The 20,913-nt window shown below is 54.0% G+C and carries 20 protein-coding genes; 13 read left to right on the top strand and 7 right to left on the bottom strand.

Features of this window, described 5'->3' with window-relative positions; genetic code table 11:
* Positions 1–12: 12 nt before the first annotated feature.
* From BT114_RS00685 to BT114_RS00670, 4 genes are all read right to left on the bottom strand, one after another.
* On the bottom strand, positions 13–771 hold the full coding sequence (locus tag BT114_RS00685) for an ABC transporter ATP-binding protein (RefSeq protein WP_072324395.1): 759 nt from the start codon (positions 769–771) through the stop codon (positions 13–15).
* On the bottom strand, positions 768–1,778 hold the full coding sequence (locus BT114_RS00680) for a branched-chain amino acid ABC transporter permease (RefSeq protein ID WP_072324394.1): 1,011 nt from the start codon (positions 1,776–1,778) through the stop codon (positions 768–770). Before BT114_RS00680 ends, BT114_RS00685 begins: the two co-directional genes overlap by 4 nt.
* Positions 1,778–2,653, bottom strand: a complete 876-nt coding sequence (locus tag BT114_RS00675; protein WP_072324846.1) for a branched-chain amino acid ABC transporter permease — start codon at positions 2,651–2,653, stop codon at positions 1,778–1,780. Before BT114_RS00675 ends, BT114_RS00680 begins: the two co-directional genes overlap by 1 nt.
* An 86-nt stretch (positions 2,654–2,739) precedes the next feature.
* Entirely contained in the window at positions 2,740–3,894 is a 1,155-nt protein-coding gene (locus BT114_RS00670) for an ABC transporter substrate-binding protein (RefSeq protein WP_072324393.1), read from the bottom strand.
* Positions 3,895–4,289: 395 nt separating this feature from the next.
* Here BT114_RS00670 and paaX point away from each other — a divergent pair, with 395 nt between their 5' ends.
* A complete protein-coding gene (gene paaX / locus BT114_RS00665) occupies positions 4,290–5,213 on the top strand; it encodes a phenylacetic acid degradation operon negative regulatory protein PaaX (RefSeq protein ID WP_072324845.1) in 924 nt (307 codons plus the stop codon).
* 165 nt (positions 5,214–5,378) lie between these two features.
* Positions 5,379–7,325: a methyl-accepting chemotaxis protein gene (locus tag BT114_RS00660; protein ID WP_072324392.1), complete on the top strand. Its 1,947-nt coding sequence runs from the start codon at positions 5,379–5,381 to the stop codon at positions 7,323–7,325.
* 10 nt (positions 7,326–7,335) lie between these two features.
* Here the strand turns inward: BT114_RS00660 and BT114_RS00655 are convergent, their stop codons facing one another.
* Positions 7,336–9,540 carry a putative bifunctional diguanylate cyclase/phosphodiesterase gene (locus BT114_RS00655; protein WP_072324391.1) on the bottom strand — a complete coding sequence of 735 codons (2,205 nt, stop codon included), beginning with the start codon at positions 9,538–9,540 and terminating at the stop codon, positions 7,336–7,338.
* Positions 9,541–9,752: 212 nt separating this feature from the next.
* On the opposite strand from BT114_RS00655, the gene BT114_RS00645 reads away from it, so the two are divergent.
* The 5 genes from BT114_RS00645 (at position 9,753) to BT114_RS00625 (ending at position 13,677) form a co-directional block, all read left to right on the top strand.
* Positions 9,753–10,586 (top strand): UDP-2,3-diacylglucosamine diphosphatase, encoded by an 834-nt coding sequence (locus BT114_RS00645; RefSeq protein WP_072324389.1) that lies wholly within the window; start codon positions 9,753–9,755, stop codon positions 10,584–10,586.
* The gene (locus tag BT114_RS00640) at positions 10,583–11,611 is read left to right on the top strand and encodes a glycosyltransferase family 4 protein (RefSeq protein WP_072324388.1); all 1,029 of its coding nucleotides are present in this window, start codon (positions 10,583–10,585) and stop codon (positions 11,609–11,611) included. The genes BT114_RS00645 and BT114_RS00640 overlap by 4 nt, the downstream gene beginning before the upstream one ends.
* 127 nt (positions 11,612–11,738) lie before the next feature.
* Positions 11,739–12,161, top strand: a complete 423-nt coding sequence (locus BT114_RS00635; protein ID WP_072324387.1) for a YeeE/YedE family protein — start codon at positions 11,739–11,741, stop codon at positions 12,159–12,161.
* The gene (locus BT114_RS00630; RefSeq protein ID WP_072324386.1) at positions 12,161–12,610 is read left to right on the top strand and encodes a DUF6691 family protein; all 450 of its coding nucleotides are present in this window, start codon (positions 12,161–12,163) and stop codon (positions 12,608–12,610) included. The genes BT114_RS00635 and BT114_RS00630 overlap by 1 nt, the downstream gene beginning before the upstream one ends.
* Before the next feature lie 29 nt (positions 12,611–12,639).
* A complete protein-coding gene (locus BT114_RS00625; protein WP_072324385.1) occupies positions 12,640–13,677 on the top strand; it encodes an SO_0444 family Cu/Zn efflux transporter in 1,038 nt (345 codons plus the stop codon).
* Between the two features lie 9 nt (positions 13,678–13,686).
* Here the strand turns inward: BT114_RS00625 and BT114_RS00620 are convergent, their stop codons facing one another.
* Positions 13,687–14,604 (bottom strand): CysB family HTH-type transcriptional regulator, encoded by a 918-nt coding sequence (locus tag BT114_RS00620; RefSeq protein WP_072324384.1) that lies wholly within the window; start codon positions 14,602–14,604, stop codon positions 13,687–13,689.
* Between the two features lie 244 nt (positions 14,605–14,848).
* Between BT114_RS00620 and BT114_RS00615 the strand changes: the two genes are divergently transcribed.
* The 6 genes from BT114_RS00615 to BT114_RS00590 all read left to right on the top strand — a co-directional run bounded on the left by BT114_RS00615 (position 14,849) and on the right by BT114_RS00590 (position 19,613).
* The gene (locus BT114_RS00615) at positions 14,849–15,868 is read left to right on the top strand and encodes a sulfate ABC transporter substrate-binding protein (RefSeq protein ID WP_072324383.1); all 1,020 of its coding nucleotides are present in this window, start codon (positions 14,849–14,851) and stop codon (positions 15,866–15,868) included.
* 71 nt (positions 15,869–15,939) lie between these two features.
* A complete protein-coding gene (cysT, locus tag BT114_RS00610) occupies positions 15,940–16,773 on the top strand; it encodes a sulfate ABC transporter permease subunit CysT (RefSeq protein ID WP_072324382.1) in 834 nt (277 codons plus the stop codon).
* Between the two features lie 17 nt (positions 16,774–16,790).
* Positions 16,791–17,684 carry a sulfate ABC transporter permease subunit CysW gene (gene cysW, locus BT114_RS00605; protein WP_084661752.1) on the top strand — a complete coding sequence of 298 codons (894 nt, stop codon included), beginning with the start codon at positions 16,791–16,793 and terminating at the stop codon, positions 17,682–17,684.
* 18 nt (positions 17,685–17,702) lie between these two features.
* Positions 17,703–18,779, top strand: coding sequence for a sulfate/molybdate ABC transporter ATP-binding protein (locus BT114_RS00600; protein WP_072324381.1), 1,077 nt, complete (start codon positions 17,703–17,705; stop codon positions 18,777–18,779).
* 148 nt (positions 18,780–18,927) lie between these two features.
* A complete protein-coding gene (gene yafN, locus BT114_RS00595) occupies positions 18,928–19,215 on the top strand; it encodes a type I toxin-antitoxin system antitoxin YafN (RefSeq protein ID WP_072324843.1) in 288 nt (95 codons plus the stop codon).
* Entirely contained in the window at positions 19,212–19,613 is a 402-nt protein-coding gene (locus tag BT114_RS00590) for a type II toxin-antitoxin system YafO family toxin (protein ID WP_072324380.1), read from the top strand. The genes yafN and BT114_RS00590 overlap by 4 nt, the downstream gene beginning before the upstream one ends.
* Before the next feature lie 406 nt (positions 19,614–20,019).
* On the opposite strand, the gene BT114_RS00580 is transcribed toward BT114_RS00590, so the two are convergent.
* The gene (locus BT114_RS00580) at positions 20,020–20,907 is read right to left on the bottom strand and encodes an EAL domain-containing protein (RefSeq protein WP_072324378.1); all 888 of its coding nucleotides are present in this window, start codon (positions 20,905–20,907) and stop codon (positions 20,020–20,022) included.
* Positions 20,908–20,913 lie beyond the last annotated feature (6 nt).

The following is a 20,913-nucleotide window of genomic DNA, read 5'->3' as shown; positions in this document are numbered from 1 at the left end:
TTGCCTCCTCGCTCAGCCACCCAGATAGGCAGCAATCACATCAGGGTTGTTACGGATTTCTTCCGGGGTGCCTTCGGCCAGTTTGCGACCATAATTCAGCACCAGCAGCCGGTTGGAAATGCCCATCACCAGTTTCATGTCATGCTCAACCAGCACCACAGTGATGCCCTGTGCAGCGATTTTTTTGATCAATGCTTCCAGTGCTGCCGTTTCAGTACCATTCAGGCCCGCTGCCGGTTCATCCAGCAGAATCACCTTGGGATCAGCAGCCAGTGCGCGAGCAATTTCCAGGCGCTTTAACGCGCCGTAAGACATGGCCGAAGCATCACTTTCGATGTATTCACCACAACCCACAAACTTCATCAGTTCAATGGCATGGTCGCGGCAGTCTTCTTCATCCTTTAACAGTGAAGGCAGGCGCAGCAGCGTAGTCAGCAGATTGCTTTTTAACTGCAGGTGTCGCCCCAGCATGACGTTTTCCAGCGCCGTCATGTTCATGCAAATCTGCATCTGCTGGAAGGTACGGCTCATGCCCCGCTCAGCCAGCTTGTTGGGTTCCATTCCCACCACACTTTCCCCATTCAGGTGAATTTCACCTTTGGTGGGGGTGTAAATGCCGGTAATCAGGTTGAACAGGGTGGTTTTGCCCGCACCATTGGGGCCAATCACCGAATAGATCTGCCCGGCATCCACACTGAAGCTCAGGCCTTCGACCGCATTCACACCACCAAAAGCCTTGTCCAGACCTTTGACATCGATCAGGGCGCTCATGCCTGTTCCTCCACTTTTTTCCGGCTCATCTTTTTCTTCAACAGCTTCTGGGCAGTGGGCAGCAGACCCTTGGGCATGAAGATCATGGTCAGCATCAGAATCAAACCGAACATCATCATTTCCAGTTCCTGGAAATCAGCCAGCACCTGGGGTAACAGCTTTAATACCGCAGCGCCCAGAATCACACCAAAGGTAGAGGCCATACCGCCCAATACCACCATGGTGATCAACACGATGGAGTGTTCAAAACTGGCAATGTGCGGAGTAATGAAACCGGTGAAGTGTGCATAAAAACTGCCCATCAAACTGGCGTAAACAGCCGAGATCACAAACACCAGGCTTTTGTAGCGGGCGGTATCCACACCCACGACGCGAGCCGCCACCTCGGAGCCATGCACCGAGCGCAGTGCACGACCAATCGGCGAATCAATGATGTTCTGTGCCACCCACACCGCCAGCAGCAACAGCAGTCCGGCAAAGAAGTACCAGGCCTTGTAACCGTTCACCTCCATACCAAGGAAGGAGTACTGGTTAAAGGAGCTGAGTTCCCAGCCAAACACACTGAAAGAAGGCACCGGCATACCATCCGGACCACCGGTGATCCAACCTTCATTGTTGATGATGATGGCAATGATAAAACCCACTGCCAGCGTTGCCATCGACAGGTAGTGGCCTTTCAGCTTCAGGATCGGCCGCCCGACAATCCAGGCAATCACACCCACCAGCGCAGCGGCCAGCAGCAAGGTTGGCAAGGGTGGCCAGTCATAATTGCTGGTCATGACCGCACTGAAATAAGCACCGATGCCAAAAAATCCGGCATGCCCCAGACTGATCTGCCCGGCATACCCCACCAGCAGGTTCAACCCCACCACGGTGGCAGCAATGATGGCAATCTGGGTGGCCATGTCATAGTGAAAAGGGTTGCTCATGAACAGCGGCAGGATCAGGATGATCACCGCCAGGATCACCAGCCCTTTTAATCGCATCTGCATAAACGAATTCAGCATCACACACGCTCCACAACACGGCTGCCGAACAGACCACGTGGCATGAAGAAGAGCACCAGCAGAATCATTGAGAAGGCCACGGCATCCTTGTAGTCAGACGAGATGTAACCAGCGGTCATGGCTTCCACCACCCCCAGCAACAGGCCACCCACAACTGCACCCACACCACTGCCCAGACCACCCAGTGCAGCAGCCACAAAACCTTTCAATCCCAGCATGATGCCGATGTCATAAGCAGTGAAGGTAATCGGAGCCACCGTGACACCCGCCATGGAGCCCAGCAGCGCGGACAGCATAAAGGCCAGCATCAACACCATCTGGGTACGAATACCCACCAGGCGGGCTGCATCCTTGTTCATGGAGGTTGCCAGAATGGCCTTACCCATCAGGGTACGAGTGAAAAACAGCACCAACGCCACCACCAGCAAGGCACCAATGCCCAGCACCCAGAAACTCTGGCTGTTCAGCACGGCACCGAATAAACGGATGGGTTCGTCGGAGGAGAAATTCGGCATCACGTGGTATTCCTTGCCCCACACCAGCTGGGCAATACCACGGATAAAAATGGATGCACCAATGGTAATAATGATCAGGGTGACCACATCCGCCTGTTTTGCCGGTGCAATGGCAAAACGCTGCAGCGCAACACCAATGATACCGGCCAGCATCACCGCCAGCACGATCGCCACAGGCATCGGGAATCCCATTCCCAGCAGGGATACAGTCGCCATGCCACCGATCATCAGGAATTCACCCTGAGCAAAGTTGATCACATGACTGGCGTTGTAAATGAGGGTAAAACCCAGAGCCACCAGTGCATAGGTTGCACCAATGGTGATACCGGTAAACAGGTATTGTATAAATTCTGCGAACATGGTTTTTGTCCCGTCGAAAGCCGGCAGCAGTCCGGTACCCATCAAGGCACCGGAACGCTGACCGTCAGGCAGGTTTTAGAAAAGAATTACTGAATCAGATGCCACTGGCCGTTGCGTACTTCCAGGATACGGAAGGATTCAGGGCCAACACCGTTATGGTCAGTCGGTGACATATTAAAAACACCTGTCACACCCACATAACCCTGGATGCTTTCCAGCGCCTTACGCACTGCTTCACGATCCGTGCTGCCAGCTCTTTCAATGGCTTCTACTGCCAGCATCAGACCATCAAAAGCATACCCACCGAAGGTAGAGACCTGGGTATTCCAGCGCTGCTCATAAGCAGACTTGTAGGCCTGTACCACACGCTTCTGTGGGTCGGTATCCGGCAGAGAGTCCGGTACCAGCAGTGGTGAAGCTGGCAGACGCAGACCTTCACCCGCTCGGCCGACCAGTTCCAGGAAGCGGTCAGACGCTACACCGTGAGACTGATAGAAAGGCAGATCAATGCCCAGTTGTGCGTAGTTACGCGTCACAATGGCTGGGGACTGGCCAAAACCGAAGTTGAACACAGCCTGCACACCGGGGGTGTTACGGATACGGGTCAACTGGGCGGTCATGTCAGTATCAGAAGGGCTGTAAGTCACATCAGCAACCACTTCGATGCCCATTTCAGGAGCCACTGCCAATGTTTGCTCACGACCGGAACGACCAAAACCGTCAGTACCGGAAATCAGGCCAATACGCGTAATACCGCGATCCTTCATGTCTTGCAGTACACGCTGGGCAGCGGCACGGTCAGACTGAGGGGTTTTGAATACCCAGGGTTTGACCGGATCAGTGATCACCACAGCACCCGCCAGGGAGATAAACGGCGTACGTGCCTGCTCGATCAGCGGTACTGCAGCCATGGTGGTACCCGTGGTGCTGCCACCAACAATGATATCCACGCGGTCTGAACGCACCAGGCGACTGGCGAAGTTACGTGCAGCAGAGGCATCGCCAGCATCATCATAATGAATCAGCTGCAGCGGACGACCCAGCACACCACCGGCTTCGTTAATACGCTCAACGTACATTTCCAGGGTTTTTAATTCCGGGTCACCCAGGAAGGATGCCGGACCAGTCACAGAGAGGAAGGAACCGATTTTGATCGGCTGAGCGGCCTGAGCACCTGCAAAGATGCCTGCAGCCAGGGTTGCGGCCAGAAAGCCCGCACGGCGCAAGAGTTTTTTACTCATTGTTGTTGTTCTCCAAGATTGGGGCAGTGGCTGCCCTCGTTTATTTTTGTTGCAAAAGCAAAACAGACCTTTCATCCAAGAAATGAAAATCCGTATCACTTATACCCTTTACAACAGCAGATGCCCGAAACCGGAAACAGCAGACTGTTAACAAAAGGTGAATCACTCCTGGCTAGATCAGCCCTCAAAAGCGACACATTTGATGAGCTAGATCAAAAACTATTGTATCATAACGAGCCTGTCAACCAGTTTCATGCTTGCCTGATACCAAATAACAACAATGACCGAAGTCAAAATCCTGCAAAGCTTTGTCCACAGCGCTTTACCTGCGCATCCAGACAAGGATAATAACGCCGGTGCAGATGTATGACTTCAGCAACGGAAAAGCAAAGGCCATGGCCGCAAAAACCCAACTGGACCTGCTGGTTCACAACTTTCAACAAAAACGCCCACTACGGGCTGGCTCCCTGATCATCACCCTTTATGGTGATGCCATTGTTCCGCGTGGTGGCACCGTCTGGCTGGGCAGCCTGATGAAACTACTGGAACCCATGGGCATCAGTGAACGCCTGGTGCGCACCTCCGTCTTCCGCCTGACACGGGAATCCTGGTTGCAGGCTGACAAGGTGGGCCGCTGCAGTTATTACAGCCTGACCGGGCCAGGTTTGCGCCGCTTTGAGCAGGCCTTTAAACAGGTTTACAACGCCTCAACCGAGCAGTGGATTGGCAGTTGGTGCCTGGTGTTTTTATCCCAACTGGACAACAGCAAACGCCGCACCGTCAAGGAAGAACTGGAATGGATGGGTTTTGGTAGCCTGGCACCAGGCGTGATGGCCCATCCCCGTTTTGAACGCAGTGAAATCCTGCCACTGCTGCAAGAACGTGAAGCACTCGACGACATCATCGTGATGCAGAGTGAACCCCAGGAGTTGCTCACCTCCCGCGCCCTGCGCTTACAGGTCAAGGAAAGCTGGAACCTGGAACACCTGGCTGACCGTTATCGTAATTTTCTGAATCAGTTCCGCCCGCTGTGGCAGGAATTAAAAATCGACGACAGCCTGACACCGGAAGAATGCCTGATTGCCCGCACCCTGCTGATTCACGAATACCGCAAGGTACTGTTGCGTGATCCGCAGTTGCCGGACGAACTACTGCCCGGCGACTGGGAGGGCCGCAGCGCCCGTCAGTTATGCCGTAATCTCTACCGTTTGATCTATGCTCGTGCCGAACAATGGCTGGATCAAACCCTGGAAAATGCTTCCGGCCCCCTGCCAACCCCCAACGCCAGCTTCTACAAACGTTTTGGCGGACTGGACTGACCCCACCCACCAGAAAGCGACACAGAAAATACAGAGCAATTAACAAAAAGCTATCACTTTATGATGGCTTTTTTTTGACTTTCGTCTAGGATTCTCCTCTCAGAGGCGTGTGAGCTCCCTCCCAGCTCCCAAAAAATAATGATAAAGAACAAAGGGGAAAGTCTTATGCTGACGTTCGTGCGCAATATCTCCGTGCGCGTCAAACTCCTGTTATTAGTGGTGCCGCCGCTACTGGGCATGCTGGTTTATGCTGGCCTCAGCACGCGTAATGACCTGCAGCTTTATGCTGGCCTGCAACTGCAACAACAACTGGTACAGGCTCGCACCCAGCTCGACCTGTCGGTGCGTGACTACCTGCAACTGCGCAGCGCTCAACTTTCCGGCAACAATGCTCAGGCTGCCTCTTCTTCGCTGCTGCGCAATCTGGAACAACTGCACCAACAAACTGCTTCCTTACCCACTGAATTGCAACGCCCCTTGCAGCATTACCGCACACGAGTACAGGAAAGCCTTGATACACCGCTGAATCTGGCGGGTTTGTTACAAGCTGATCACCCCATCAACCAGCTTGCCAGCCAGCTGGAACTTTTCTCCACACTCTTATCCGGCCACGCCGATGGCCTGACCACTCGCTGGCACTCAGCACACCACGCGTTGTTGCTGGCGGTGACTCGTCTGGATGAAGAGCGCCTGCTGATGGCTGTGGCTTTTGAGGAAACCTATTTTCCAACCGGAGCCTACCCACGTTTTGTGCGTTTGCTGAGTGAGCAATCGGTCTTTTTCAACAGTTACAACAACCAGCTGCCTGACCATCCTGAACTTCTGTTAAAGCAATGGCTGCAGGGTGAAAAGCATCAGCAGGTCAGTGAAATTCGTAGCCTGGCAGAACAGATTTACCTGGATGGCAACTTTGGCCTCAGCACCCCTGCCGACCAGTGGTTACAACTGACAGATGAGCTGATGCAGCAGCCTCTCAAGCAGCGCCAGCAACTGCTGGATAGCCTGGCACAGCAGGTAAATACCGAGCTGCAAGCAGCTGGACAGCGGCTCATAGTGATCGGACTATCCAACCTGCTACTGGTGTTTACTGGTGCTCTGGTGGCCTGGTTCATCTATCGACAAATCAGTGGCCCGACCCTGCAATTAACCCGCACCATGGAAGGTGTTGCCCAGGATCTGGATTTAACACGCAAACTGGCACTGCCAGGCAAGGATGAAACCGCGCAGGCAGCACAAGCCTTTGACACTATGCTGGCACAGGTGCGCAAACTCCTGCAGCAGGTGATCCACGCCACCACCGAAGTTTCCAACAGCTCCAGCCTGGGGCAACGCGTGGCCAACAATCTGGATCAACAGGTGCAACAGGGGCAACAACGCCTGCAGGAAATGCTGACCAGTGTAGAGGAGTTACACCAGGCCATTCATGGTATAGCCAACAATGCCGAAACCAGCCAACAAGCTTCACTGGATGCCAGCCAGCTGGCCGCCAATGGCAGCCAACTGGTGCAAACGCTGCAGCAGCACAACCAGACACTGGAATCGGCCCTGCGTGATTCTGCCAGCAAGGTTAATGAACTGGCTGAACACAGTGAAAAGGTCAATAACATCCTGAATGTGATCAACGACATCGCCGAACAAACCAATCTGCTGGCATTAAATGCCGCCATAGAAGCCGCCAGAGCCGGTGAAGCAGGTCGTGGTTTTGCAGTTGTTGCAGATGAAGTGCGCTCACTGGCTGGGCGTTCACGTGATGCCACAGTAGAAATCAGCCGTTTGCTGGATGCCAACCGTCAGGCAGCCCAGCAGGCTGTCAGTAAAATGGAATTCAGCCTGCAACAAGCCGATGAAGTGAGCCATCACCTGGAACAGGCCGGGGCTTCTTTAAACAACATCAATCAGGCTGTTGGTGGCATTCACAGTGCCAATGTGGAAACCGCTTCAGCGGCCAGTCAGCAACGTGTGACGGCTGATCAACTCAGTCAGTTGGCCAATGGCATGCATGCGCTGTATCAGGAAACCACACAAGCTGTTGGTGAGCTGGAACATAACAGCCAAAGCCTGGAACAGTTACTGCAAGGATTGGAGCAACAGCTGCAGCGCTTCACCACTTGAAGCACAAGCATCAAGCCGTCCAGACCGGTGCCTGCTGCCAGTGTTTAATCCACTCCGGAATTTCTGCAGCAGGCATGGGGCGGGCAATGCCATAACCCTGTGCCAGCTCACATCCCAACTTCAGCAGTTCGTTACCATGCTGCAGGGTTTCCACCCCCTCAGCAATCACCTGGCGTCTGAAAGCTGCAGCCAGACGAATCACACCCTCCAGAATGGCGAGATCTTCTTCATCCTGCAGCATATCGCGCACAAAACTCTGATCAATTTTTAATAACTGGGCAGGCAGGCGACGCAGGTAAGTCAGGGAAGAATAACCGGTTCCAAAGTCATCCAGCGCAAACCCTACCCCCAGGCGGGAACAGGCTCGCATCACGGCAGAAACCTCCTGCACATCTTCCAGCGCACTGGTTTCCAGGATTTCCAGCTCCACATCCGCAGGATTGATTTGCGGATGATTGTCCAGCAAGAGCTGCAAACGAGCCACAAAGTCTGGCTGCTGCAGGTGGTGTGCTGAAATATTGATGCTCACCGGCACTGAGTGGCCTGTCGCCTGCCAATGACTCATCTGGCGCAGGGCGGTTTCCAGCACCCAGTAGCCCAGTGCCGCATCCAGCGGTTGCTCCGCCACCAGTGGCAAAAAGGCACCCGGAGCCAACAGACCGCGTTCGGGATGCTGCCAACGGATCAGTGCTTCCACCCCGACCACCTGACCGGTACGCAGATTCACCTTGGGTTGATAAAACAGCACAAATTCTTCCTGATTCAGCCCCAGACGGATGCGTTCAAGGGATTCGTGTTGCCCCCGGATATGGCGATCCCATTCAGCATCAAACACCTGAAAACTGTGCTTGCCGGTCTGTTTGGCCAGATACATGGCTTGATCGGCCTGACGCAACAATTGTTCAGCCTCGATGTGTTCTTCACCCTGCGGATAAAAACACAAACCTATACTGCCAGACACCTGCAACTCCCTTTCCCCAAGCGTCACCGGGCGCTCCAGCAACTGCTGTAAATAACGCGCCTGATACACCCCTTCTTCCTGATTTTTTAACCCCGGCATGACGACCACAAACTCATCACCACCCAAACGCGCCAGCAGGTATTTTTCCGGCAGGCAAGAGCGCCACTGGTGTGTTAGTCCAATCAACAACTGATCACCCACATCGGTGCCATGGCGATCATTAATCTGCTTGAAACCATCCAGATCAATCAGTGCAACCAGTAGCAGCGTCTGATTTTCATTGGCCTGTTGCATCAGGGACTGCAAACGGTCAGCCAGCAGAATCGGATTCGGCAACCCGGTCAGTAAATCATAGTGAGCCAGATGTTCCAGATGACGATTCAAGGCTGCCAATTCCCGGGTGCGCTTTTTAACCTGCAAGCGCAACAACAACATGCCACCGGTTAACACCACCCCCAGCACCACCAGTGCCGCCAGCAGCTGCCAGACAAAACCGGGCACCAGCGTTTCCGGACGCTGACCACCCCAGCGACGGATGATCTGGTAATAAGGGGAATTGGGTTCAGCCAGCCAGCGCTCCAGATAAAAATCAATGCGGGCCAGCACATCCCGCTGCTGGCCCTGAGGCGCACCATAAAAAATGCGTGCGGGCATTAATACAATGGGGCTTTCCACCAGTCCGTAATCACCATGGCGATAACCACCAAACTGATAGTTGGCAATGGCCGCGTCTGCACGCCGCTCAGCCACGGCTCGAAAGGCTTGATCCAGGGAAACCACCGGTACCGGATAAAACTCAACTTCAAAGCCAGCCAGTAACTGACGCAGGGCAGCATCCTGGACACTGCCCTGTAACACGGCGACACGTTTGCCTTGTAAATCCAGCAGCGACTCTATGTGCTGATCGGGATGCCGGTAAATCTGCGACCAGGAATTCAGCGCCGGGTAGGTATGAAAATCAAAACGCTGTAAGCGCTCGGGGTTAATGGCCACATCAGGCATTAAATCCAGTTGCCCCGCCGCCAGCTGCTCCAGACAGTTCAACCAGGAACAAGGGTGATACTCAATACTCCAGCCTTCACGCTGTGCAATCTCATCAAGCAACTCAATCAACATGCCGCGAGGTTCACCCCGCGGCCCGATGAACAACTTGGGAGGGTTTTCATACAGACCGACACGCAATTCACGCGGCTGAGCCTGTGACGGGGGCACCATCAGAAGCAGCAGCAATACCGCCATCCATCTGGCAGGCATCCTATGCCACCATCTGCTGCTTTCATTCCTGACGCTGCCCCCATGCATGCTCCTGCTCCCCAGATCCAGATGGCTCAAGAATTCAACCTTTCAGTCAAGATTAGCAGTGATCAAAAAAATTGCACCCGCTGCCATCAAAACATCACAGGTCTTTCACACAGGTTTCACTTGTCAGAAGAAGAATCAGAAAAAACCAGCCAGAGTAATCGGCCATGACCAGTGCCCAGTTCATCAAACCGAATCAAAAGCGCAGTGTACGCACCCTGTGGATTTCAGATGTTCATCTAGGCACCAGAGATTGCCAGGCAGAACACCTGTCTGACTTTCTGAAACAGTTCCAGGCTGAACGCATTTATCTGGTCGGTGACATCATTGACGGCTGGAAACTGCGCAGTGGCATCTACTGGCCCCAGGCGCACACCAACGTGATTCGCCGCCTGCTGACCCTCAGCAAACGGGGTACCGAAGTGATCTACGTCACCGGTAACCATGACGAATTTCTGCGTGGTTACGCCAGCCTGATCCTTGGCAATATCCGTCTGGTGGATGAGGCCGTGCACACCACACTGGATGGCCGCCGCCTGTTGGTGGTTCACGGTGACCAGTTTGACGTGATCACCCGTTACCACCGCTGGCTGGCCTTTCTCGGCGATTCAGCCTACGAAGTGACGCTGGTGCTGAACCGCTGGCTCAATCACTGGCGACGACGCTGGGGTTACGGTTACTGGTCCCTGTCTGCCTGGTTGAAATACAAGGTCAAATCAGCCGTTAACTTCATCAGTTACTTTGAAGAAGCCATTGCCCATGAATGTGGCCGTCGCGGTCTGGATGGTGTGGTCTGCGGACACATTCACCATGCCGAAATCCGCCGCGTGAATGAAGTCGACTACCTGAACTGTGGCGACTGGGTGGAGTCCTGCACGGCACTGATTGAAAACTGGGATGGCCAGATCGAACTCTGGCGATTAACCGACACGCAGCAGAAAAACGAACAGCAGAAGGTCGAACAGCAAAAAGAAACTGCCGTGACCGGAAGTGAAGCATGAAACTGCTGATTATCACTGATGCCTGGCAGCCCCAGGTCAATGGTGTGGTCACCTGCCTAAAGGCCTTGCAACAGGAACTCGGTGCACTGGGCCACCAGGTGAGCATCCTGTCTCCGGCAGATTTTCGCAGCCTGCCCTGCCCGACCTACCCGGAAATTCCGCTGGTGTGGAATCTGTGGCAGGTCGGAAAAGCCATGAAAGCCTTGAACCCCGATGCCGTGCACCTGGCCACCGAAGGCCCCCTGGGCTGGGCTGCCCGTCATTGGCTGACGCAGCACGGACTGGCCTTTTCATCCGCCATTCACACTCGTTTTCCGGAATATGTCAGCAGCCGCTGGCCCTGGTGGCCAATCAGGTGGAGTTATGCCTTGCTGCGTCATTTTCATCAACCCAGTCAGGCCATCCTGGTCACCACCGAACGCATGCAGCAGGTGTTCAGTGATCAGGGGTTTGAACGCCTGAAGTTATGGCGCAAGGGTGTGGACACCCGTATTTTCCGGCCCGCCCCTGCAATGGCTGCATCCGGAAAAACCGTGTTTCTTTATGTCGGTCGACTGGCTCCGGAAAAGAACCTGTCGGCCTTTCTGGAACTGGATCTGCCCGGTGAAAAATGGGTGATCGGTGACGGGCCACAACGCCAGGCGCTTGAACAGGCTTACCCACAGGTGCACTTTCTCGGTTATCAACAGGGTGAAGCACTAGCCTTGACTTATCAGGCAGCCTCGGTATTGGTGTTCCCTTCGCTGACAGACACCTATGGCCTGGTGATGCTGGAAGCCATGGCCTGTGGCACTCCGGTGGCCGCCTTTCCGGTGCCCGGCCCGCTGGATGTGGTGCAACAAGGTATTAATGGGGTGCTGGATGACAACCTGCAACAAGCCTGCCTGGCTGCCCTGCAACTGGATCGCAGGCAATGTGCCGAGATCGCAGCCCTTTACTCCTGGCAGGCTTCCGCTCAGGAATTTCTGAGCCTGCAACCACTGCTGATAGACAGGCAACTGCTCGCCGCAAAACAAACCGCCTGAACCTTTACCCTGATCCCCCACAATTGCCACCACCAGCTGGCTGCTGATAGGAAAGTCCACCAGACAGTGCGATAATTAGAAAATTCTTGGAAAGCTTCTGCTGAAGCAACACTTCGGATTTTCTGACATGAACCTGGACCCTCTTTTTCTGGCACTGATCGGTGGCTTGCTGATTGGTGCTGCAGCCTGTCTATTGCTGCTGTTCACCGGACGTATTGCCGGTATCAGTGGCCTGATCAATCGCCTGGTGTTTTTACCCGACCGCCTCTGGCCTGCCCTGTTCCTGATCGGTCTGGTGGCAGGCGCTGCAATGTTTTATGCCCTGGGTGGAGAACGCCCCGCGGCTCGTGAAGGTTTCCCAGTCTGGTTATTGGCTCTGGCCGGCGTGCTGGTTGGTTTTGGTACTTCACTGGCAAAGGGCTGCACCAGTGGTCATGGTGTGTGTGGCCTGGGCCGTTTATCCCTGCGCTCTCTGGCTGCGGTACTGACTTTTATGCTCACCGCTGTTTTCACCACCTTTGTAGTACGCCACCTGTTTGGAGTAATGTGATGAACCACCTGGCAACATTGCTGGCCGGTCTGGTGTTTGGTCTGGGACTGGCTGTATCGGGCATGACCGATCCACTCAAGGTACTGGGTTTTCTGGATGTTGCCGGTGAATGGAATCCCAGCCTGTTGCTGGTGCTGGGTGGAGCAGTTGGCACAACCCTGATCGGTTTTCACCTGATCCTGAAACGCCGCCACCCCCTGCTGGCTGAACAATTTCGGCTGCCGGGACAAACCACCATTACTCCTTCATTGCTACTGGGTGCTGGACTGTTTGGTATTGGCTGGGGCATCAGTGGTTATTGCCCAGGTCCTGCTGTAGCGTTGATCGCTAACCCCTCATGGGAAGCACTGGTGTTTTTGCCCAGCCTGCTGCTCGGACATTGCCTGCAACGCTGGGTGGCAGCAAAGCAGCGGCCACAGCAGCCTGAAAAAACCAGCGACTGCGGGTAAAATCAACAAACTTGATCAGGAGCCAAGCGATGGAGTGGATCATCGGTATTCTCAGTGTGGCGCTCAGTGCCGCTCCCTGGCTGCTGCTGGGTTTGTTGCTGGCCGGGTTGATCAAGGCTTTTATGCCGGAAAGCCTGATTCAGCAGTGGATCGGTGGGCGTGGTATCGGCAGCATCAGCCGGGCAGCAGTGATCGGTGTACCCTTGCCCATCTGCTCCTGTGGTGCCATACCAACCTCTCTGGCACTGCATCGGGGTGGTGCCGGGCGTGGCCCCACCACTGCCTTTCTGATTGGTACACCCGGTGTCGGTGTGGACTCCATCCTGCTGACCAGTGTTTTGCTTGGCCCCTTGATGGCCGGTGTCAGGGTACTGGGTGCCGTTTTCACCGCCATCAATACCGGTTTGTTAGTCGCCACCACTGAACAACCCAGACCCGTGCCACTGACTGAACCTGCCCCGGCCAAAACAGCCTGCTGCGGTGGTTGCTGTGACAACAAAAAAGACGAAACAGCCACTTCTCCTGCCACTCGCCTGAAACAGGGGTTGCACTATGCCTTTGCCGATTTGCTGGATGACATCAGCCGTTGGGTGGTGATCGGTTTATTGCTGGCAGGGCTGTTGATCACCCTGTTGCCACCCGATGCGCTCAGTGGTTTGTCCGGTAATTTCTGGTCGCTGTTACTGATGGCCGTAATCGGAATACCGCTTTACATCTGTGCCACTGCCGCCACCCCGATTGCCGCCGGTTTGCTGCTGACCGGCATGTCACCGGGCATGGCACTGGTGTTCCTGCTGGCCGGGCCGGTCACCAGCCTGGCCACACTCGGCGTATTTCGCAGGGAATTTGGTAACCGGGCACTGGCACTGTACCTGACCGGCATTCTCGGCAGCAGTGTATTACTCGGCTGGCTGCTGGATGCCACACTGCAAACCCTGGGCATCAACCCGGTGATCCACGCCAGCCAGGCACAGGAACTCCTGCCGGAATGGCTGGAGTGGTTGGCACTGGTGGTTCTGGCATTACTGATCATCAAACCCCTGCGCAAAAAACTGCTGGGGTTTTGAATCCACTGATCACTGTACCTGTTGCTGAATCTGTTCGGCAGACAGGTTCTGGCAGCAGAGCTGCACCAAGTGCAGGGCAAAGCTGCGCAGGTAGTGCCCCCGGCGAAGTGCCAACTGGGTGGTTTTAACCGGGAAAAGATCGGTTGAGTCCAGCAATACCAGCTCACTGTCGCGTTGTGGCTGCCAGGCCACCGAGGCAATGATGCCAATCCCCAGCCCCAGCTCCACGTAGGTTTTAATCACATCCGCATCCAGCGCCGACATCACGATATCCGGTTTCAGACCAGCCTGTTCAAATGCCAAATCAATGGAGCGGCGTCCGGTGTATCCCTGGTGGTAGGTGATGATCGAATACTGGGCAACCGCTTCCAGCGTCAGGTTTTTTTCTTCTAATAATGGATGGTGTTTTGGCACCACCACTGCATGCTGCCAGGAGTGAAAGGGAAAGCAAACCAGGGAGGGCTCATCATGCAGGGCTTCAGTGGCTATACCTATGTCCACCTTACCGGCCTTCAACAAACTGACAATTTCTTCCGGCCCACACTGGTGCAACTCCAGGTGCACCCGTGGAAAGGTTTTCTTGAACTCAGTAATGATGGCAGGCAGCACATAACGCGCCTGAGTATGGGTGGTCGCCAGACTTAGATGCCCTTCATCTTCTTCTGTGTACTGCTGTGCCACGCGTTTGATGTTGGCAGTATCCAGCAGGATGCGCTCCACCACATCCAGAATCTCCCGCCCCGGGCCAGTGAATCCCAGCAGACGCTTGCCCTTGCGCTCAAAAAGCTCCACACCTAGCTCATCTTCCAGGTCCTTGATGTGTTTGCTGACTCCCGACTGGGAAGTAAACAGGGCATTGGCCACTTCAGTCAGGTTGAAGTTCTGGCGTGCTGCCTCACGCAGGATACGTAACTGTTGAAAATTCATGATGAATGCATGCACCGCACAAAAAGTTTATTCGATGCAGCGATATTAAGCATGCGCAGATATAACCAGAAATATGGAATATGAATATCCATAGCAGTTTTTCTGCAATAGCGGCTGCAACTGCCAACACTCCTTCATTAGCAGTTTTTGTGATTAACATTTCAGCTTTTATTCGTTTTTTGCAAAAGTCTGGCCGCTTAGTATCCGCAGCATCACAAAACAAAACCCTGATGGAGAAGCAACGATGCTGAAAAAACTGGCCACGGCCGCCCTGACTTCGGTTCTGCTGGGAACCACTGCACTGGCAAGTGCCCAGACGGTGAACCTGCTGAACGTTTCTTATGACCCGACCCGCGAGTTCTATCGTGAATACAACACCCACTTTGCCAACCTCTGGCGTGGCAAGACCGGGCAAACGGTCAATATCCGTCAGTCACATGGTGGATCAGGCTCACAGGCTCGTTCGGTGATTGATGGACTGGATGCCGACGTGGTGACTCTGGCACTGGCTTATGATGTGGATGCCCTGCGTCAACGCGCACAACTGATTCCAGAAGGCTGGCAGGAACGTTTACCCGCCAACTCGTCTCCTTACACCTCTACCATTGTGTTGCTGGTGCGTGCCGGTAACCCCAAAAACATCAAGGACTGGGATGACCTGATCCGTGATGATGTGCAGGTCATTACGCCTAACCCAAAAACCTCTGGTGGTGCACGCTGGAATTACCTGGCCGCCTGGGGTTATGCCGAAAAGAAATACGGCAGCCATGAAAAAGCCCGTGAGTTTGTAGAAAAGATCTTTGGTAACGTGCCGGTGCTGGATCCAGCTGCGCGTGGTGCCACCAATACCTTTGTTCAGCGTCGTATCGGTGATGTGTTCATCGCCTGGGAAAATGAAGCCTTCCTGTCGGTGGAGCAACTGGGTCGCGGTCAGTACGAAATTGTTGTTCCATCGGTGAGCATCCTGGCCGAACCTCCCGTCACGGTGGTGGATCGCAATGTGGATCGCAAAGGCACTCGCACCGTGGCTCAGGCCTACCTGGATGAACTCTACTCTGACGATGCCCAGCGTCTGGCCGGTAAACACTTCTACCGCTCCTCCAATCCGAAAATTGCCGCTGAGTTTGCGGATCGTTTCCCGAAAGTGAACTTCTTCACCATTGATGAAGTGTTTGGCGGCTGGGACAAGGCCCAGAACGATCACTTCAATGATGGCGGTATTTTTGATGCCATCCTGGAAAACATTGCTCGTAACCGCCGCTGATGTGAACTCTGCCCACAAGGAGGTGGGCACTGCTGAATCCCTGAGGGACCCATCACGGAGATTGTTAGTTTATGCCACTGTTCAAAAGACAACCCAGTGTACTGCCCGGCTTTCATATGACGCTGGGTTTTTCTTTGTTGTATCTGACCTTTATCTTTTTCATCCCGGTTGGCGGGTTGTTGCTCTACACCAGCCTGATGAGCTGGGAAGAGTTCTGGCGTGCCATCAGCCATCCTCAGGTGGTGACTTCTTACCGGCTGTCGTTTTTTGCTTCACTGATTGGTGCCTCCATCAATCTGGTATTCGGTGCACTGGTGGCCTGGGTGCTGGTGCGTTACACCTTCCCCGGTAAACGTGTGGTGGATGCCCTGATCGACCTGCCGTTTGCCCTGCCAACCGCTGTGGCCGGTGTTGCCCTGGTCACCCTTTATGCCAGCACCGGCTGGGTGGGTCAGTATCTGGAGGTCTTTGGCATCCGTGTCGCCTACACCCAACTGGGTGTGGTGGTGGCACTTACCTATATCGGGCTGCCTTTTGTGGTGCGAACCGTACAGCCAGTGCTGGAAGACTTTGAAAGCGAGCTGGAAGAAGCTTCGGCTGCATTGGGGGCTTCTCGTCTGACCACCCTGCGCCGGGTGATTTTTCCTACCCTGCTGCCTGCGCTATTGACCGGCTTTTCCCTGGCTTTTGCACGGGCGCTGGGTGAGTACGGATCAGTGGTTTTCATCTCCGGCAACATGCCCTACCTGACTGAAATCACGCCCTTGCTGATAGTCGCCAAAGCTGAACAGTACGACTACAACGGTGCTGCCGCCATCGGCACCGTGATGTTACTGACTGCCTTTGTATTACTGATCATCATCAATGGCCTGCAATGGTGGTCCAGCCGCCGTTTTGCCCACTGAGAAGGGAGATTCATTTCATGTCGTCATCCATCCCCGCAAACACGGCGCTGACACTGGATCGGGCCGGAAGCTGGAAACGCGCCACCGAAGAGCCGGACTGGGTTCGCCTGTCACTGATTGCCCTGGCATTGAGTTTTCTTGCACTTTTTCTGGTGCTGCCGCTGCTGGTGGTGCTGTACGGTGCCTTTGAGCAGGGTCTGCAAGTCTGGTATGCCGCCGTCACCGAACCGGATGCTGCCCACGCCATCCGGCTGACACTATTAGTGGTGGTGATCGTTGTTCCTATCAATATGGTGTTTGGTGTGGCCATTGCCTGGGCCATCGCCAAGTTTGAATTCCGTGGCAAACCCCTGCTGCTGGCTGTAATTGATCTGCCTTTTGCCATTTCTCCTGTGGTGGTCGGTTTGATCTTTGTAATTCTGTTCGGCTCGCAGGGTTGGCTAGGTGACTGGCTGAGTGCTCACAACCTGCGCATCATTTTTGCCGTACCCGGCATTGTCATTGTCATTGCCTTCGGCACCCTACCGTTTGTCGCGCGTGAACTGATTCCGCTGATGCAACAACAGGGCAAACAGGAAGAAGAAGCCTCGCTGACACTGGGTGCCAGCGGCTGGAAAACCTTCTGGTATGTCACTCTGCCCAACATCAAGTGGGGCCTGATTTACGGCGTCATTCTGTGTAATGCTCGTGCTATGGGGGAGTTTGGTGCCGTGGCCATTGTTTCCGGTCGCATTCGGGGTGAAACCAACACCATGCCCCTGCACATCGAAGTGCTTTACAACGAATACATGTTCACTGCTGCTTTTGCCGTGTCTTCAATCCTCACCGGTCTGGCACTGGTCACCATCGCAGTGAAGAGTTTTGTCGAATGGCATGAACAACGCAGCGGCGAAACCGGTTCATCCCATTAAAGATTACAGGACACCCTCATGAGCATTCGAATCAATCAGATCAACAAGCGTTTTAAAGACTTTGTCGCCGTTGACAATGTCTCACTGAACCTGCCCGAAGGACAATTGACCGCTTTGCTGGGGCCATCCGGTTCTGGCAAAACCACCCTGCTGCGTATTATTGCCGGGCTGGAGCAGGCTGATTCCGGTAGCATTGAGTTTCATGGTGAAGACCAGACTCACCAGCACGTCAGTGAACGGGGTGTGGGCTTTGTATTCCAGCACTATGCCTTGTTCAAACACATGACCGTTTTTGAAAACGTGGCCTATGGCTTGACCGTCAAGCCCCGTAAACTGCGACCTTCCAAAGAAGCCATCCGCAAAAAAGTGATGGATCTGCTGGAACTGGTTCAGCTGGACTGGACCGCCCATCGCTTCCCCAGCCAGTTATCCGGCGGTCAGCGCCAGCGTATTGCCCTGGCGCGGGCACTGGCGGTGGAACCCAAGGTACTGCTGCTGGATGAACCCTTCGGTGCGCTGGATGCCAAGGTGCGGGCTGAACTGCGCAGCTGGTTGCGCCGCCTGCATGATGAAATCCACGTCACCAGTGTGTTTGTCACCCACGATCAGGAAGAGGCCCTGGAAGTGGCCGATCGTATCGTGGTGATGAATCACGGACGGGTCGAGCAGGAAGGTACGCCAGAAGAAGTGTATGATCACCCGGCCAATCCTTTTGTTTACCAGTTCCTCGGCAAGGTCAACCTGTTTCATGCCCGTGTGGATCAGGGACAAACCCGTATCGGTGAACTGCAACTGGAAACGCCTCACCTCAGTGATGCTGCACAACAAGACGGTTTGGCTTATATCCGCCCACACGAGATTGAATTACGTGCAGACAACAGTGCCGGAGATGGCTTGCACGCGGTGATCGAAAACGTCACCGTCATCGGACACACCGTAAGAGTGGAACTCAAGGCCGACGCAGCACCCAACCCAATCACTGCAGAACTGCCAAAACAGCAGTTCCGTGCACTTGGATTACTGCAAGGGGATGAAGCCTGGATCAAACCGCTGAACAGCAAGGTGTTTCTGAAAGAAACCCACCCGGCGGCCTGAGCCACCGAGTGACCAGTATCAACGCATGGCTCAGGGATGAGCCAACAATGACCTGAAAATCAAAAAAACACACACTACTCCGTATTTTTTAATACATGCTATCCTATACACAATAAAGCACAAAATAGTGCAGAGGTGTTTTATGAGCATGCATGTAATACTTGCCGAAAAAACCGTCAGCATGACGGACTTACGCAAAAACCCAGCCCAGTACTTCATCAACGAACCGGTTGCGGTATTGTCCAACAACAAACCTGCCGGTTACATGGTATCTGCTGCCGTTTTCGAACAGCTGCTAAAGGCCGCTGAACAACAGGGAGTACAAACCTTCCGTTCCCGCTTTCGTCCAGAAGAAACCCGGCTCAAGGAAATTGCAGAACAGGGTGCTTCCTTACTGGACAGCGCTTCTGATCAAGACCTAGTGTTTGTGGAATGATCCGGGTGTTTGCCAGTCAGTTGCTGAAACAGCAACTACCCAAACAAGAGCTGGAGAATCTATTGAGTGACTTCAGGCAATACAAGGATTCTGGTGTATTGCCTGATACCTTCGGCAGAGATGTTCCTTATGATCACCCAAGCAATCTGCCACTGATCCGCAGCGAAGAAGTTCAACACCTGCATTTGAAACCTGCAAACACTCCTGATTGGCCAGCCCATCTTGCTCCCTTCCGAAGAACCAGCGATATTCATCTGGTCTATTGTCAGGGTGCAATCCACCCACAGTATTACTACTTAATGCTGATTCTTGCGCCTGATGCACACCAACAGGCTCGAGATAACAACAGAATGTTCAAGCTGGCCAGGATGGCAGAAAGCTTTCGGCAGCATTACTGAACCCGCATCCCCCACTTTTTTTGCCGGCCCCTGCAACTGGGATTCAAGGAAGATCGACTGGAAAAGCTGCTTTATGAGAATGCTGCGCGCCTGTTTGGGCTGAATGACTGATGAGAGTTCAAGGCGCACCCGCCCTCACGGCAGGAGCGTCTTATCATCATGGGCTTCCGGCTGTAAGGTGGCAGCATTCAGCAGTGGCTGAAAAAAACTCTGCAATTGCAGGTGCGCAAAAAAACCGCTGATACCTTCAGGCGATTTCTGTAGCGGATCAGTACCCCCCCCAGAGTTTGTGTTGTTCATTTTGAAAGTGTTGTTGCAAGGCATCCAGGGCAACGTTCATTTTCTTTTCCAAAAAAAAGCCGCCATTGCTGGCGGCAAAGTCTGACAATGAGGAGGACACACCAAGTTACAGACCCAACCCCATCTCGGGGTGTAAACGACAGTTCTGAGCAAAAAGCTGACCCGCCTTTCCTGCAGTGATCAACTGCTGAAGATCACTGCTGTTCAGCAATGAACCGCTGACCAGTTGAAAACCAAGATCCAGTAAAAGATTAAGTTCCGCCGCTGTTGCAACACCTTCAACCAGCGTTTGCAGGTCGTGGTAACCAGCCACTTTCGACCATTTACGAACCTGAGCCCAGTCCGTATTCTGCTGCTGCAAATGTTGCAGATTCAGTGATACCAGTTGCACACCCAGGTCTTTTAACAGGTTCAATTGCGATAAATCCGGGTGTTCACAGGCAGCCAGCAGACTGTAACCACGAGCCGCAAAGCTGCTGATGGCCTGCTCAATACCGCTGCAATCATCGCAGGTCGGCAGGTTCAGGCGCAGGATAATCTGCGCTGGTGCCAACCCAAGGCTGGACAACAAACCTTCAAATACCTGGCCGTGCCCACTGGGTACAGCACTCAGATGGCGAGCGTGCACATCCAGTATCAGTTGCTCTGTGGCACCCTGATGCTGCTGGTTGACATGGTGCAGTGCATGCAGGGTACGCAGGAAACGATCCAGAAAAATCACGTCTTCCGCATCCCAGACCTGTAAATACAGCACTTCAACTGGTTGCTGCCTTCCAGAGGAATTCGTTACCAGTAGATGACTGTCACTGGCAACGCGTTGCGTATTGGCAATACGAAAAACACTGCTTTGTACCGGGGTGAGTCGCAGTTCGCCCAGTTGGGCATAAACAGCCTGCTGCTCATACTCCAATGAAGCGTGGCGACTCAATGCTGCACTGGGATGCAGTGTTTTTAATTGCTGATTCAGGTGTTCGATCACAAAAGTTAATGGCATGGTGCT

It is taken from the genome of Marinospirillum alkaliphilum DSM 21637 (assembly GCF_900119735.1).
Taxonomy (GTDB): domain Bacteria; phylum Pseudomonadota; class Gammaproteobacteria; order Pseudomonadales; family Halomonadaceae; genus Marinospirillum; species Marinospirillum alkaliphilum.
This window is presented reverse-complemented; position numbering and strand designations above follow the sequence as displayed.

What these genes read in the sequence shown, in the direction of transcription:
- BT114_RS00685 (WP_072324395.1), bottom strand. Translation starts at nt 771, where the DNA reads ATGAGCGCCCTGATCGATGTCAAAGGTCTGGACAAGGCTTTTGGTGGT.
- BT114_RS00680 (WP_072324394.1), bottom strand. Translation starts at nt 1,778, where the DNA reads ATGCTGAATTCGTTTATGCAGATGCGATTAAAAGGGCTGGTGATCCTG.
- BT114_RS00675 (WP_072324846.1), bottom strand. Translation starts at nt 2,653, where the DNA reads ATGTTCGCAGAATTTATACAATACCTGTTTACCGGTATCACCATTGGT.
- BT114_RS00670 (WP_072324393.1), bottom strand. Translation starts at nt 3,894, where the DNA reads ATGAGTAAAAAACTCTTGCGCCGTGCGGGCTTTCTGGCCGCAACCCTG.
- paaX (WP_072324845.1), top strand. Translation starts at nt 4,290, where the DNA reads ATGGCCGCAAAAACCCAACTGGACCTGCTGGTTCACAACTTTCAACAA.
- BT114_RS00660 (WP_072324392.1), top strand. Translation starts at nt 5,379, where the DNA reads ATGCTGACGTTCGTGCGCAATATCTCCGTGCGCGTCAAACTCCTGTTA.
- BT114_RS00655 (WP_072324391.1), bottom strand. Translation starts at nt 9,540, where the DNA reads ATGCCTGCCAGATGGATGGCGGTATTGCTGCTGCTTCTGATGGTGCCC.
- BT114_RS00645 (WP_072324389.1), top strand. Translation starts at nt 9,753, where the DNA reads ATGACCAGTGCCCAGTTCATCAAACCGAATCAAAAGCGCAGTGTACGC.
- BT114_RS00640 (WP_072324388.1), top strand. Translation starts at nt 10,583, where the DNA reads ATGAAACTGCTGATTATCACTGATGCCTGGCAGCCCCAGGTCAATGGT.
- BT114_RS00635 (WP_072324387.1), top strand. Translation starts at nt 11,739, where the DNA reads ATGAACCTGGACCCTCTTTTTCTGGCACTGATCGGTGGCTTGCTGATT.
- BT114_RS00630 (WP_072324386.1), top strand. Translation starts at nt 12,161, where the DNA reads ATGAACCACCTGGCAACATTGCTGGCCGGTCTGGTGTTTGGTCTGGGA.
- BT114_RS00625 (WP_072324385.1), top strand. Translation starts at nt 12,640, where the DNA reads ATGGAGTGGATCATCGGTATTCTCAGTGTGGCGCTCAGTGCCGCTCCC.
- BT114_RS00620 (WP_072324384.1), bottom strand. Translation starts at nt 14,604, where the DNA reads ATGAATTTTCAACAGTTACGTATCCTGCGTGAGGCAGCACGCCAGAAC.
- BT114_RS00615 (WP_072324383.1), top strand. Translation starts at nt 14,849, where the DNA reads ATGCTGAAAAAACTGGCCACGGCCGCCCTGACTTCGGTTCTGCTGGGA.
- cysT (WP_072324382.1), top strand. Translation starts at nt 15,940, where the DNA reads ATGCCACTGTTCAAAAGACAACCCAGTGTACTGCCCGGCTTTCATATG.
- cysW (WP_084661752.1), top strand. Translation starts at nt 16,791, where the DNA reads ATGTCGTCATCCATCCCCGCAAACACGGCGCTGACACTGGATCGGGCC.
- BT114_RS00600 (WP_072324381.1), top strand. Translation starts at nt 17,703, where the DNA reads ATGAGCATTCGAATCAATCAGATCAACAAGCGTTTTAAAGACTTTGTC.
- yafN (WP_072324843.1), top strand. Translation starts at nt 18,928, where the DNA reads ATGCATGTAATACTTGCCGAAAAAACCGTCAGCATGACGGACTTACGC.
- BT114_RS00590 (WP_072324380.1), top strand. Translation starts at nt 19,212, where the DNA reads ATGATCCGGGTGTTTGCCAGTCAGTTGCTGAAACAGCAACTACCCAAA.
- BT114_RS00580 (WP_072324378.1), bottom strand. Translation starts at nt 20,907, where the DNA reads ATGCCATTAACTTTTGTGATCGAACACCTGAATCAGCAATTAAAAACA.